11 protein-coding genes are annotated in these 13,989 nt (G+C 60.2%); 8 read left to right on the forward strand and 3 right to left on the reverse strand.

Annotated features, from left to right (window positions below; all coding sequences use genetic code 11):
• The first annotated feature begins 21 nt into the window (after positions 1 to 21).
• The 3 genes from PseuLF5_RS23285 to PseuLF5_RS23295 all read left to right on the forward strand — a co-directional run bounded on the left by PseuLF5_RS23285 (position 22) and on the right by PseuLF5_RS23295 (position 2,343).
• Positions 22 to 498: a thioesterase family protein gene (locus PseuLF5_RS23285; protein WP_123469415.1), complete on the forward strand. Its 477-nt coding sequence runs from the start codon at positions 22 to 24 to the stop codon at positions 496 to 498.
• A 23-nt stretch (positions 499 to 521) separates the two neighbouring features.
• Entirely contained in the window at positions 522 to 1,685 is a 1,164-nt protein-coding gene (locus PseuLF5_RS23290; RefSeq protein WP_267805914.1) for a gamma-butyrobetaine dioxygenase, read from the forward strand.
• A 394-nt stretch (positions 1,686 to 2,079) separates the two neighbouring features.
• Positions 2,080 to 2,343, forward strand: coding sequence for a hypothetical protein (locus PseuLF5_RS23295; protein WP_003228989.1), 264 nt, complete (start codon positions 2,080 to 2,082; stop codon positions 2,341 to 2,343).
• A gap of 114 nt (positions 2,344 to 2,457) precedes the next feature.
• Here PseuLF5_RS23295 and PseuLF5_RS23300 read toward each other — a convergent pair whose 3' ends face one another.
• Complete coding sequence (locus PseuLF5_RS23300; RefSeq protein ID WP_064589578.1) at positions 2,458 to 3,561, reverse strand: GlxA family transcriptional regulator; 1,104 nt, start codon at positions 3,559 to 3,561, stop codon at positions 2,458 to 2,460.
• 564 nt (positions 3,562 to 4,125) lie between these two features.
• A complete protein-coding gene (locus PseuLF5_RS23305; RefSeq protein ID WP_222834141.1) occupies positions 4,126 to 5,502 on the reverse strand; it encodes an L-serine ammonia-lyase in 1,377 nt (458 codons plus the stop codon).
• Between the two features lie 434 nt (positions 5,503 to 5,936).
• Between PseuLF5_RS23305 and PseuLF5_RS23310 the strand changes: the two genes are divergently transcribed.
• The 3 genes from PseuLF5_RS23310 to choV all read left to right on the forward strand — a co-directional run bounded on the left by PseuLF5_RS23310 (position 5,937) and on the right by choV (position 8,968).
• Positions 5,937 to 6,881: a choline ABC transporter substrate-binding protein gene (locus tag PseuLF5_RS23310; RefSeq protein ID WP_123469423.1), complete on the forward strand. Its 945-nt coding sequence runs from the start codon at positions 5,937 to 5,939 to the stop codon at positions 6,879 to 6,881.
• 66 nt (positions 6,882 to 6,947) lie between these two features.
• The gene (choW, locus tag PseuLF5_RS23315; RefSeq protein WP_123469425.1) at positions 6,948 to 7,793 is read left to right on the forward strand and encodes a choline ABC transporter permease subunit; all 846 of its coding nucleotides are present in this window, start codon (positions 6,948 to 6,950) and stop codon (positions 7,791 to 7,793) included.
• Complete coding sequence (gene choV, locus PseuLF5_RS23320) at positions 7,790 to 8,968, forward strand: choline ABC transporter ATP-binding protein (RefSeq protein ID WP_123469427.1); 1,179 nt, start codon at positions 7,790 to 7,792, stop codon at positions 8,966 to 8,968. The genes choW and choV overlap by 4 nt, the downstream gene beginning before the upstream one ends.
• Before the next feature lie 366 nt (positions 8,969 to 9,334).
• Here the strand turns inward: choV and betT are convergent, their stop codons facing one another.
• A complete protein-coding gene (gene betT, locus PseuLF5_RS23325; RefSeq protein ID WP_123469429.1) occupies positions 9,335 to 11,332 on the reverse strand; it encodes a choline BCCT transporter BetT in 1,998 nt (665 codons plus the stop codon).
• Between the two features lie 425 nt (positions 11,333 to 11,757).
• Between betT and betI the strand changes: the two genes are divergently transcribed.
• Positions 11,758 to 12,351, forward strand: a complete 594-nt coding sequence (gene betI, locus PseuLF5_RS23330) for a transcriptional regulator BetI (protein WP_077574838.1) — start codon at positions 11,758 to 11,760, stop codon at positions 12,349 to 12,351.
• Positions 12,352 to 12,459: 108 nt separating this feature from the next.
• Complete coding sequence (gene betB, locus PseuLF5_RS23335; RefSeq protein WP_123469433.1) at positions 12,460 to 13,932, forward strand: betaine-aldehyde dehydrogenase; 1,473 nt, start codon at positions 12,460 to 12,462, stop codon at positions 13,930 to 13,932.
• Positions 13,933 to 13,989 lie beyond the last annotated feature (57 nt).

A 13,989-nucleotide genomic window follows, 5' to 3' on the forward strand; every position in this document is an offset into this window, starting at 1 on the left:
GCCAACTACCGGAACCCAATCATGCCCACCCTCACCACCTACCAAACCACCATCATCCCCGACTGGGTCGACTACAACGGCCACCTGCGCGACGCCTTCTACCTGCTGATTTTCAGCTACGCCACCGACGCCCTGATGGACCGTCTCGGCATGGACAGCAACAACCGCGAAGCCAGCGGCCATTCACTGTTCACCCTCGAACTGCACCTCAACTACCTGCACGAAGTGAAGCTCGACGCCGAGGTCGAAGTGCGCACGCAAATCATCGGCCATGACAGCAAACGCCTGCACCTTTATCACAGCCTGCACCTGGTTGGCGGCGACCAGGAACTGGCCGGCAACGAACAGATGCTGCTGCACGTCGACCTCGCCGGCCCGCGCTCGGCACCGTTCACCCCGGACACCCTGAGCCGGCTGCAAGCCATCGTCGTCGAGCAACAAGACCTGCCCGCTCCCGCTTACATCGGCCGGGTCATCGCCCTGCCGCCTGCCCGGTAAATCATCTATCGCAAGGAGCCGCCATGAACACCGCTGCCGCTGTTGCCGACTTCCGTACTTATCCGTTGATCAGCGCGCTCGGTGGCGTGCAGAACCTGGCGGATCGCGTTGCCATCGAATGGGCTGACGGCCGTTTCAGCCCGTTTCATCATGTCTGGTTGCGGGACAACTGCCCCTGCGAGCAGTGCGTCTACAGTGTTACCCGCGAGCAAGTGTTCGAGATCGTCGACGCCGCGCCGGACCTCACCCCCGCCAGTACCCACATCGACAGCGACGGCTGCCTGCGCATCGACTGGCAGGACGGTCACCGCAGCCGCTTCGACCCCGGGTGGCTGCGCGCCCACGCCTACGATGACGCGTCCCGGGCCGAACGTCTGGCCGCCAAGCCCAAAGCCTGCCTGTGGCGCAGCGATTTGCAGTTGCCGGTGTTCGACTACGCCGCGCTGATGAATGACAACAGCGCCCTGCTGCAATGGTTGATCGCGGTGCGCGACATCGGCCTGACCCAGGTGCGCGGTGTGCCCACCGAACCGGGCTCGCTGAAGCTGATCGCGCAGCGTATTTCGTTCATCCGCGAGAGCAATTTCGGCGTGCTGTTCAACGTGCAATCCAAGGCCGATGCCGACAGCAACGCCTACACCGCTTTCAACCTGCCATTGCACACGGACTTGCCGACTCGCGAGCTGCAACCGGGGCTGCAGTTTCTGCATTGCCTGGTGAATGACGCCGCGGGTGGCGAGAGTATTTTTGTCGATGGTTTTGCGATTGCCGACGCCTTGCGTCAGGAAGCGCCGCAGCTGTTTCACGCGCTGTGCGAAATCCCCGTGGAATTCCGCAACAAGGATCGCCACAGCGACTATCGCTGCCTGGCGCCGATCATTGCTCTGGATGCGTTGGGGCGGGTTGCGGAGATTCGCATGGCGAACTTTCTGCGCGGGGCATTCGATACATCGGTGGAGCAGATGCCGCTGCTGTATCGCGCCTATCGACGCTTGATCGCGATGACCCGCGAGCCACGGTTTCGGCTGATGCAGCGGCTTAATCCAGGGGAGCTGTGGTGCTTCGATAACCGCCGCACGCTGCATGCGCGCAATGCGTTTGACCCGGCCACCGGGGCGCGGCATTTCCAGGGTTGCTATGTCGATCGGGATGAGTTGTTGTCGCGCATTCTGGTGTTGCAAAGGTAAACCGCGTCATCGTTCATCGCGGGCAAGCCCGCTCCCACAGGGTCGGCGCCGACAACAGATAAGTGACAAGGCCCAAAACCTGTGGGAGCTGGCTTGCCAGCGATGGCGTCAGCAACAACAACGCGAACATCTTTGATTCACAGACCAAAAAAAGCCCCGATACAAGCCGTGACAGGATCGGGGCAGAGGGTACTGTTGAGGAGCTGCCAGCCGAGGGTGACCAAACCGTCTGTAGCGAGCTTGCGCCAGTGTGCCCACTCCCCTTGGCACTGAGTTAGCCGAAAACGACCTGTTCATAGCCGTCGCAGCCACTGCGACAAATCGCCCTTGCCGTGCTCCGGCATGGCTACCAGAATCGAGCCACGACCTCCGTTACCGAAGAAGGATGCGCGTCATGATGTATGCCGATTTGATTGATCAGGAAGACTTGCTGGGCCAGCTCAAGGCGTTGGGTTTCGAAGTGCCGTCGGGCGCTACCGCAGAGCAAGCCTGCGAATACGCCGTACGGGGTCTGGACGATGTTCGGGCGAACACGTTGCGTACGATGGTCAAGCAGATGTACACCAGCAGCGCGACTATTTTGCCGGCAGTGCGTGAGGCTTTTGATAAACAGTTATTGCCGGCACTGGCGCAGTACCAGCAGACTCGCAGCGCCTGACAGGCCGCCATCGCTGGCAAGCCAGCTCCCACAGGGCTGTTCGGTGTGATCAAGATATCTGTATCACCAAAGAACCTGTGGGAGCTGGCTTGCCAGCGATAGGGGCGACCCGGTCTACAGCCTCACACTGGCAAATGTCGACTCATTACGCGCCTGACTCAACGCCGACATCGGCCCCGACAGCGGCGACATCACGATCGCCTGCGGCAGCGGCATCATCGCCACTTGCTGGGTGGTGTTGGAGCCTACGCGTTCGTCACGCGGCGGAATGCCGAAGTATTCGCGGTAGCACTTGGAGAAGTGCGGCGTCGACACGAAACCACACACCGAAGCCACTTCGATGATCGACATCGGCGTCTGCTTGAGCAACTGCCGCGCGCGGATCAGGCGTAGCTTGAGGTAGTAGCGCGACGGCGAGCAGTGCAGGTATTTCTGGAACAGGCGCTCCAGCTGCCGACGCGACACGGCGACGTACACCGCCAGTTCGTCGAGGTCGATCGGCTCTTCCAGATTGGCTTCCATCAGCGCGACGATTTCCTGCAGCTTCGGCTGGTTGGTGCCGAGCATGTGCTTGAGCGGCACACGCTGGTGATCCTGTTCGTTGCGGATGCGTTCGTAGACAAACATTTCCGAGATCGCGGCGGACAGCTCACGGCCGTGATCGCGGCTGATCAGGTGCAACATCATGTCCAGTGGCGCAGTACCGCCAGAGCTGGTGAAGCGGTTACGGTCGAGGGTGAACAAGCGAGTGCTCATCGCCACGCGTGGGAAAGCTTCCTGCATCGCCGCCAGACATTCCCAGTGCACGCTGCAATCAAAACCGTCGAGCAGGCCGGCGCAGGCCAAAGCCCAACTGCCGGTGCACACGGCGCCGAGACGCTTGGACTGGCGCGCCTGGCTTTGCAACCACGACACATGCTCACGGGTCACGGTGCGTTGAATGCCGATCCCGCCGCAGACAATCACGGTGTCCAGCGGTGGCGCTTTGTGCATGGAGGCATCGGGGGTGATTTGCAGACCGTCACTGGCCCACACCTGACCGCCATCGACGGTGAGGGTGCTCCAGCGATACAGCTCGCGACCGGACAATTGGTTGGCCATGCGTAGCGGCTCTACCGCAGAGGCCAGGGAAATCAGCGTGAAATTGTCCAGCAGCAGAAAGCCGATGGATTGAGGCGCACGGTTCTGGGGTTGAGCCCCGGAGTTGAACGACGTCATCGCGGTATCTCCTCACACAAAGCGGGTGATGGCCTCAGGCGGAGGCTCTTGTTATTGCCAGCGTTCTCGGGTGGGAGACGGGCTTTGTTATGACAGAGCAATTGCCATGCCTAAAATTGAATGGCTGTTCAATAACTCCTGAAAACGACGTCGCGACGCGTCTATTCAAGACGTCCGACGAAAGGTGTTTCGAAGCGCCATTAGTGTCGCTGAGCGCCCTGCCCCGAGGCGTGTGAGCAAATCGGTAGCACTTGTGGGAACGGGCCTGCGCGCAGTTTACGGTGAGTGTCACCGCAGGCACGGGTGACGGACGGTAGGTGGTGCAAATGGCGCACTGTGGCTGGGAAAGACTCTTATCTGATTGCGACGCGCTAAAAGGTGGCGCCTGCGGTTATGTGTGTTCCGTTAGCGAGCAGTTTTGACTGGTCTGACGCCTTCGCGAGCAAGCTCGCTCCCACATTTGGAATGCGTTCACCTGTGGGAGCGAGCTTGCTCCCACATTTGGAATGCGTTCTCCTGTGGGAGCGAGCTTGCTCGCGAAGAATTCACCTCGGTGGCGCTGACTTAGCACTCAACCGCGCTGACCGCCAGCCCACCCCGCGACGTCTCTTTATATTTGTCATGCATGTCGGCACCGGTATCACGCATGGTGCGGATCACCCGGTCCAGCGAGATAAAGTGCTGACCGTCCCCACGCAGCGCCATCTGCGCCGCGTTGATCGCCTTCACCGCCGCAATCGCATTGCGCTCGATGCACGGCACCTGCACCAGCCCGCCCACCGGATCGCAGGTCAGCCCGAGGTTATGCTCCAGGCCAATCTCCGCCGCGTTGCACAGTTGCTCCGGCGTCGCGCCCAAAATCTCCGCCAGCCCCGCCGCCGCCATTGCGCAGGCCGAACCGACCTCGCCCTGGCAGCCGACTTCGGCACCGGAGATCGAGGCGTTCTTCTTGCACAGAATGCCCACCGCCGCGGCGCCCAGAAAGTAGTCGACGACGTTGGCGTCAGTCACCGCCTCACTGAACTTCATAAAGTAGTGCAACACCGCCGGGATGATCCCCGCTGCACCATTGGTCGGCGCCGTGACCATGCGCCCACCGGCCGCGTTCTCTTCATTGACCGCGAGGGCAAACAGGTTGACCCATTCCATGGCGCTGAGGGTCGAGCCGATTACGTTGGGCTTGTTCAGTTCCTGCAGGCTGCGATGTAACTTCGCTGCCCGCCGGCGCACATTCAGACCACCGGGGAGGATGCCTTCGTGCTTGAGGCCCTGCTCGACGCAATCCTGCATCGCCCGCCACAGTTTCATCAGCCCGGCGCGAATTTCCTCTTCGCTGCGCCAGACCTTTTCGTTGGCCATCATCAGTTCAGCGACGCGCAGGTTGTTCTGTTTGCACAGTTCCAGCAGCTCGACCGCGCTGGAAAAGTCATACGGCAATTCGGTGCGATCCAGATCGACCACACCGCTGGAGGCCTGCGCCTGATCCACCACAAAACCGCCACCGACCGAATAGTAGGTGTCGCGATGAATATCCCCGTGATCGCCTTCGGCAATCAGGGTCATCGCGTTGGGGTGGAACGGCAGATTCTCGTCGATCAGGCGCATGTCGCGCGCCCAGACAAACGGCACCGACAAGCGCCCATCCAATAACAGGGTGTGGGTTTCACGCAGGGCCTGGATGCGCGGGCCGATCTGCGACGGGTCGATTGCGTCCGGCCACTCGCCCATCAGGCCCATGATCACCGCGTTGTCGCTGCCATGCCCGATACCGGTGGCCGACAGCGAACCGAACAGTTGCACTTCTATACGACGCACCTGTTCCAGCAGGTGTTTGTCCCTGAGCGACTCGACGAACAACGCCGCGGCGCGCATCGGCCCGACGGTGTGGGAACTGGACGGGCCGATGCCGATTTTGAACAGGTCGAAAACGCTGATAGCCATTGCTGCAGAGCTCCTGAGGATGCCGTTCCCGGGCTTGAAGCGCCCGCTGGCGGAGCTGCTACGCTCAAGCTGCGATCCGCCGGAATGCCCGCATCATCAGGCTTTTGTCGGGGCGCACGGCGTCTGACACCGACGCACTCATGCCCACCAACGCCGTGCCGCTTTCGTCCCCGGTTTTCGCCGTTTTTATGCGGTTCAGATGGCCAAACGGGGCTGAAAAAAGCTGTAAACGACGTCACTGACACTGGATGCGACCATCCCTGTACTGGATACGACCCACCCTGTAGGCGTCAGATTTTCACTGGTACATGATCGTTATGACTCGATTGCAAGGCGCCGTGGTAGAGCTGTCTCCAGAACGCCATCCAACCGCAACCTATAAGTGCGGTGGTCCAGTCGGAACACTGCCAAAAAAAACACCAAGGAGTCCATCCATGAAAGGTTCCCCGTCGTTGTTGTTGGCCGCCATGCTGAGTCTGCCGTTACTGGCTCAAGCCGCAGAACCGGCGCAGTGCAGTACCGTTAACTTCTCCGATGTCGGCTGGACCGACATCACCGCGACTACCGCGACCACCAGCGTCGTGCTCAACGCCCTCGGCTACAAGACCAAGACCACCATGATCTCCGTGCCCGTGACCTACAAGTCGCTGGCCGACGGCAAGAACATGGACGTGTTCCTGGGTAACTGGATGCCGACCATGGAAAACGACATCAAGGCCTACCGCGATGCCGGCACCGTGGAAACCGTGCGCACCAACCTGAAGGGCGCCAAGTACACCCTCGCCGTTCCTCAGGCGCTGTATGACAAGGGTCTGCACGACTTCGCCGACATTGCCAAATTCAAGAAAGAACTCGACGGCAAGATTTACGGCATCGAGCCAGGCAACGACGGCAACCGTCTGATCCAGAGCATGATCGACAAGAACGCCTTCGGCCTGAAGGACGCCGGCTTCAAGGTCGTGGAATCGTCCGAAGCGGGGATGCTCTCGCAGGTCGACCGGGCGCAGAAACGCGACACCGCCGTGGTCTTCCTCGGCTGGGCACCGCACCCGATGAACAAGCGCTTCAAGATTCAATACCTGACCGGTGGCGACGATTTCTTCGGCCCCGATTTCGGTGCAGCGACCGTGGCGACCAACACCCGCAAGGGCTACGCCGAGGAATGCAGCAACGTCGGCCAGTTGCTGAAGAACCTGGAGTTCACCGTCGACATGGAAAGTGAACTGATGGGCAACATCCTCGACGACAAGATGAAGCCTGACGCGGCTGCCAAGGCCTGGCTGAAGAAGAATCCACAGGTGCTCGATACCTGGCTCGCTGGCGTGACCACCATTGACGGTAAACCTGGCCTGGAGGCCGTGAAAGCCAAACTGCAGTAATCGCTTATGCCGGACGGCGTAAGCCGTCCGGGCTGTTTATTTCCTTGCATGCGGACGTTCACTACCATGCTGATTGATCAGAAAATCCCTTTAGGCCAGTACATCGCGGGCTTCGTTGAATGGTTGACGCAACACGGCGCCAACACCTTCGACGCAATCGCCGTGACCCTGGAAACGATGATCCACGGCGTGACGTTTGCGCTGACCTGGTTCAATCCCTTCGTCTTGATCGGCCTCATTGCATTGCTCGCGCATTTCATCCAGCGCAAATGGGGACTGACTGCTTTTGTAATCGCCTCGTTCCTGCTGATCCTCAACCTGGGGTACTGGCAGGAAACCATGGAAACCCTCGCCCAGGTCATGTTCGCGACCCTGGTCTGCGTGGTCATCGGCGTGCCGTTGGGCATCGTCGCCGCGCACAAACCGATGTTCTACACGTTGATGCGTCCGGTACTCGATCTGATGCAGACCGTACCGACCTTCGTTTACCTCATTCCTACCCTGACCCTCTTCGGGCTGGGTGTGGTGCCGGGCCTGATCTCCACAGTGGTGTTCGCCATCGCTGCGCCGATCCGCCTGACCTACCTGGGCATCCGCGATGTCCCGCAAGAACTGATGGACGCCGGCAAGGCCTTCGGCTGCTCGCGTCGCCAATTGCTTTCACGGATCGAACTGCCTCACGCCATGCCGAGCATCGCGGCCGGCATCACCCAGTGCATCATGTTGTCGCTGTCGATGGTGGTGATCGCGGCACTGGTGGGCGCCGATGGACTCGGCAAACCGGTGGTCAACGCACTGAACACTGCTGATATCGCCCTGGGCTTCGAAGCGGGCCTGGCGATCGTACTGCTGGCGATCATGCTCGACCGTATCTGCAAACAACCCGACGCCAAAGTAGGGGGTGACGCATGAGCATAATTCGCTTCGAAGACGTCGACGTAATCTTCTCCAAGGATCCGCGCGAGGCACTCAAGCTGCTGGATCAGGGCATGACCCGCAACGAGATCCTGAAAAAGACCGGACAGATTGTCGGTGTGGAAAAAGCCACGCTGGACATCAACAAGGGCGAGATCTGCGTGCTGATGGGCCTGTCCGGCTCCGGCAAATCGAGCCTGCTGCGCTGCATCAACGGCCTCAACACCGTGAGCCGCGGCAAGCTGTTCGTCGAGCATGAAAACCGCCAGATCGACATCGCCTCCTGCACCCCGGCCGAGCTGAAGATGATGCGCACCAAACGCATCGCCATGGTGTTCCAGAAGTTCGCCCTGATGCCGTGGCTGACGGTGCGCGAGAACATCAGTTTCGGACTGGAAATGCAGGGTCGCCCGGAGAAGGAACGCAAGAAGCTCGTCGATGAAAAGCTCGAACTGGTTGGCCTGACCCAATGGCGCAACAAGAAGCCTGACGAACTCTCCGGCGGTATGCAGCAGCGCGTAGGCCTGGCCCGGGCGCTGGCGATGGACGCCGATATCCTGCTGATGGACGAACCGTTCTCGGCACTCGACCCGCTGATCCGTCAGGGTCTGCAGGATGAACTGCTGGAACTGCAACGCAAGCTGAGCAAGACCATCGTGTTCGTCAGCCATGACCTTGATGAAGCGCTGAAACTCGGTAGCCGCATCGCGATCATGAAAGACGGCCGGATCATCCAGTACAGCGTGCCGGAAGAGATCGTGCTGAACCCGGCGGACGACTACGTGCGCACCTTCGTTGCCCACACCAACCCGCTCAACGTGCTCTGCGGCCGCAGCCTGATGCGCACCCTGGACAACTGCAAACGCATCAACGGTTCGGTGTGCCTCGATCCGGGCGGCGATTCGTGGCTGGACCTGGCCGAAGGCAACACCATCAAAGGCGCGCGGCAGAACGGTTCGGTGCTGAACCTGCAGAACTGGGCACCGGGCCAAGCCGTGGAGGCTCTGGAGCGCAAGCCGACGCTGGTGGACTCGAACATCGGTATGCGTGACGCGCTGCAGATTCGCTACCAGACCGGCAACAAACTGGTGCTGCACGACAACAACCATGTGGTGGGGATCTTGGGCGACAGTGAGTTGTATCACGCGTTGCTGGGCAAGAACCTCGGTTAAGGCAGGGATAAAAAAAGGGATCGCGGTGAGCGATCCCTTTTTATTGGGCCAGGGAAAAGCCCCCTCACCCTAGCCCTCTCCCAAAGGGAGAGGGGACCGACCGGGGGATGCTGCAGATCTACACCGACCTGATCTTGCTTCACCGAATCCATAATCGACTCGATCTTTCAGGTCGATGTACAACGCCAGACACCTCGGTCAGCTCCCTCTCCCTACGGGCGGTCCGACGTTTCGGGAGGGTTGGGTGAGGGGCTTTTGACTGGCATTGAAATTTCGAGTCGAACTCAGGCTTTGAAAAGCCCCCGATCTGCTCCCTTTCCCCCTCTCCCTTAGGGAGAGGGTTGGGGTGAGGGTCAGCTTTTGACCTTAGCTATACACCCGGCCAAGAAGCTGCCGATGGCTTTCAAACTGATCAAGCACATCGCGCGTGATCTGATCCTGCGTGAAGCCCATCAGGTCGTAGTCCTGGCTGCCGTTGTGCAGATACACCTCGGCGCGGTAGTAACGCTGACGCGCCTCATCGGACTGAGCCGATTCGGTCGGGGTCGCGAGGTAGCCGTCCAGGCTCACTTCGTAGACGAAAGGGTTGCCCTCTTCCATCTCGACACGCACGCCCATGCAGCGCTTGGATTTGCCCAGCAGTGTCTGCACTTCCAGCCCCTGAACACGCATTTGAGCGGCCGCGTCTTCCAGCGCCGGGCTGACCTGCTTGTCCATGAAGCGTTGCACCACCGATTGGCTCGGCTGCAGATCCAGCTGCGTCAGACGCTCGCTGAAACCACGACGACCGCGCTCAGCCAGTTGCGCCTGCTCCTGTTCGATCTGCACGTCCTGGCGCATCGCCTTGTGCAGGCCGAACATGAAGAACACCAGCACCACCGAGAACGGCAGACCGGCCAGCACCACCATGGTTTGCATGGCTTCGAAGTTACCGGCGAACAGCAGACCGATGGTCACCAGCGTGATCACCACCGACCAGAAGATCCGCAGCCAGTGCGGCGCATCTTCGTCGACGTTACCGCCCTTGCAGGACAGATTCGCCATCATCACCGCGCCGGAGTCGGCCGGGGTCAGGAACAGCACGAAGCCAACAAAGATCGACACACCGATGACGACTTTCGACGCCGGGTAGTGCTCCAGCAATTGATAAATCGCCATCGACGGCTGTTCCAGCGCCGTCTTGCCAAGCTCCACCGCCCCCTGGTTCATCACCAGATCCAGTGCCGAGTTACCGAAGATCGACAGCCAGGCCAAAGTGAAGCCCAGCGGAATCAGCAGCACGCCGGCCACCAGTTCACGCACGGTACGGCCACGGGAAATACGCGCGATGAACATGCCAACGAATGGTGCCCAGGAAATCCACCACGCCCAGTAGAACAGAGTCCACAGGCCCAACCAGCGGTCGGACTTGGCGCTGTCGCCTTCATAGACGTACAGGTCGAAAGTCTTCAGCACCACGCCGTTGAGGTAATCGCCGATGTTCTGTACGAAGCCGTTGAGCAGGTGCAAAGTCGGGCCAAACAACAGCACGAAAATCAGCAGACCGCTGAACAGCACAATATTCAGGTTGGACAGACGACGGATGCCGTTTTCCACACCCGACACCGCAGCGATGGTCGCCACGGTGCTCATCACGATGATCACGATCAGCAGGTTAGTGTTGCTGTGTTCCATGCCGAACAGGTTTTCGAGGCCGGAGGACACTTGCAGCGAACCGATCCCCAGGTTGGTCACCAGACCCAGCAGGGTCACGAACATGCCGAAGCCGTCCACCGCGTGACCGGCCGCGCCTTTGACCCAACGCTCGCCCACCAGCGGATACAACGCCGAACGCAGTGCCAACGGCTGGTTATGACGGTAAGCGAAGTACGCCACGGCCAGACCGACCAGCGCGTAGATCGCCCAGCCGTGCAGGCCCCAGTGCAGGAACGTCAATTGCACCGCCTGACGCGCGGCCATGTTGGTGGCCGCTGCGCCTTCCGGCGGATTGAAGTAGTGGTCCAGCGGCTCGGACGCGCCGAAGTACAGCAGCGAAATACCGATACCCGACGAGAACAGCATCCCCGCCCAGGCGCCGTAACTGAAATCCGGGGTGTCGTCCTTGCTGCCCAGTTTGAGTTTGCCGTAGGAAGAAAACGCCAGGCCCACCACAAACACCAGGTAGGCGGCGATCACCACCATGTAGTACCAGCCGAAGCTGCGCGACAACCAGGCCTGAGCGATACCCAACAATCTGCCGGCCTCTTGCGGGGCGATGATCAGAATGGCGGTCAACAACAGAATCAGCGCGGTAGAGGTGTAGAACACCCAACCGTTGACCGTCACCTTCTCGGGCGGGGTCTTTATAAGCGAGGCAGAACTCATGGCACAAATGCTCCAGGCAGTGCGAGAGAAGAACACAAGGCAACACGGAACCCGACCAATCGGTTAGTTGGCAGCCGACCGGCGGGTGATATAAAGACACCCCGAAAACAGCCCGAACCTGCCGAAATGGCGCTGCGAATCGCTTTCGTGGCCGAGGTCTGGACGTTCATCCGAAACCTGGCCCTGAGCGTCTTGCCCTTTCAACACGTCCATCGAATCGCGAACCGCGCCATGCCCCACGCAGGTTTCAAGCATTTTCGGATGTCGGTTTATCGCCATTTACACGTAGGAAAAATATGTAAATCGCGACGATTTGTCGCAGATCTTATTCTTTGTTGATTGAACGTTCAATCAAAACAAAATAGACTGGCCCTCAATCCGGTAGCCGTTTTTCGTCCGCCGGAAGGCCTAAGGAGATGTGCAAGATGCCCAAGGTCGGTATGCAACCCATCCGCCGCCAACAACTGATCGAAGCCACGTTGCAGGCGGTCGATCAGGTCGGGATGGGGGACGCCAGCATTGCGCTGATCGCCCGTTTGGCCGGTGTCTCGAACGGCATCATCAGTCATTACTTTCAGGACAAGAACGGCCTGATTGCCGCCACGATGCGGTATCTGATGAATGTCCTCAGCGAGAACGTCACCGCACGCCGTCAGGCGCTGGCAGACAGCAGCCCACGGGCGCATCTGCAGGTGATCATCGAAGGCAACTTCGACGCCAGCCAGGTCAATGGCCCGGCAATGAAAACCTGGCTGGCCTTCTGGGCCACCAGCATGCACCAGCCGTCTTTGCACAGGTTGCAGCGGATCAACGATCACCGTCTGTATTCCAACCTGTGCTGCGAGTTCCGCCGTGTGTTGCCGCTCGAAGATGCGCGCAGCGCCGCGCGAGGACTGGCAGCGTTGATTGACGGTTTGTGGTTGCGCGGCGCTTTGTCGGGAGACGCTTTCGACACGGCGCAGGCGCAACAGATCGCTTACGAATACATGGATTTCCAATTGGCCAAGAAGGTGAGCTAGAGCACACAGAAAACGCTCAGCCCCTGAACTGTTACCGACCAGCGATGCCACAGCTACATGGCTCACCCGGTGACCAACGCCAACCACTCATGCACTTGCGAGGACACTATGGCCCGTTTCGAACTGCAAAAACTCTACATTGATGGCGCGTACTCCGACGCTGGCAGCGATGCCACCTTCGAAGCCATCAACCCGGCGAACGGTGAAGTCCTCGCCAACGTGCAACGTGCGACCAAGGAAGACGTCGAGCGTGCCGTGGTCAGCGCGGAAAAGGGCCAGAAAATCTGGGCAGCGATGACCGCCATGGAGCGTTCGCGCATCCTGCGTCGCGCCGTCGACATCCTGCGCGAGCGCAACGATGAACTGGCCGCGCTGGAAACCCTGGACACCGGTAAAGCCTTCTCCGAAACCAAATACGTCGACATCGTCACCGGCGCCGACGTGCTGGAATACTACGCAGGCCTGGTACCTGCGATCGAAGGCGAGCAGATCCCGCTGCGTGACACGTCTTTCGTCTACACCCGTCGCGAGCCGCTGGGCGTAGTCGCCGGTATCGGCGCGTGGAACTACCCGATCCAGATCGCCCTGTGGAAATCCGCACCAGCCCTGGCGGCCGGTAACGCGATGATCTTCAAGCCAAGCGAAGTCACCTCGCTGACCACCCTGAAACTGGCCGAAATCTACACCGAAGCCGGCCTGCCCAACGGCGTGTTCAACGTGCTGACCGGCAGCGGCCGTGAAGTCGGCACCTGGCTGACCGAGCACCCGCGCATCGAGAAAGTCTCCTTCACTGGCGGCACCGACACCGGCAAGAAAGTCATGGCCAGCGCTTCGGCTTCGTCGCTGAAAGACGTGACCATGGAACTGGGCGGCAAATCGCCGTTGATCATCTGCGACGACGCCGACCTGGATCGCGCCGCCGACACCGCAATGATGGCCAACTTCTACAGCTCCGGTCAGGTCTGCACCAACGGCACTCGCGTGTTCGTACCGAGCCACCTGAAAGCCGCTTTCGAAGCCAAGATCGTCGAGCGCGTAGCGCGCATCCGCATCGGCAACCCGGAAGACGAAAACACCAACTTCGGCCCGCTGGTAAGCTTCGCCCACATGGAAAGCGTGCTGGGTTACATCGCCAAGGGTAAAGAAGAAGGTGCCCGCGTCCTGTGCGGCGGCGAGCGTCTGACCGACGGCGAGTTCGCCAAAGGCGCATTCGTTGCACCGACCGTGTTCACCGATTGCACCGACGAGATGACCATCGTCCGTGAAGAAATCTTTGGCCCGGTGATGGCGATCCTCTCCTACGAGACCGAAGAAGAAGTGATCCGCCGCGCCAACGACACCGACTTCGGCCTGGCCGCCGGTATCGTGACCAAAGACCTGAACCGCGCGCACCGCGTGATTCATCAGCTGGAAGCCGGTATCTGCTGGATCAACGCCTGGGGCGAGTCCGACGCGAAAATGCCGGTGGGCGGTTACAAGCAGTCGGGCGTGGGCCGTGAAAACGGCATCAGCTCACTGACCAACTACACACGCATCAAATCGGTACAGGTCGAGCTGGGCGATTACGTCTCGGTGTTCTGATCTGACGCAGAATCTGGATGGGGCCATTGTGGCGAGGGGATTCATCCCCGCTGGGCT

Origin of the sequence: Pseudomonas sp. LF-5 (genome assembly GCF_037626295.1) — a bacterium.
GTDB classification, from domain to species: domain Bacteria; phylum Pseudomonadota; class Gammaproteobacteria; order Pseudomonadales; family Pseudomonadaceae; genus Aquipseudomonas; species Aquipseudomonas monsensis.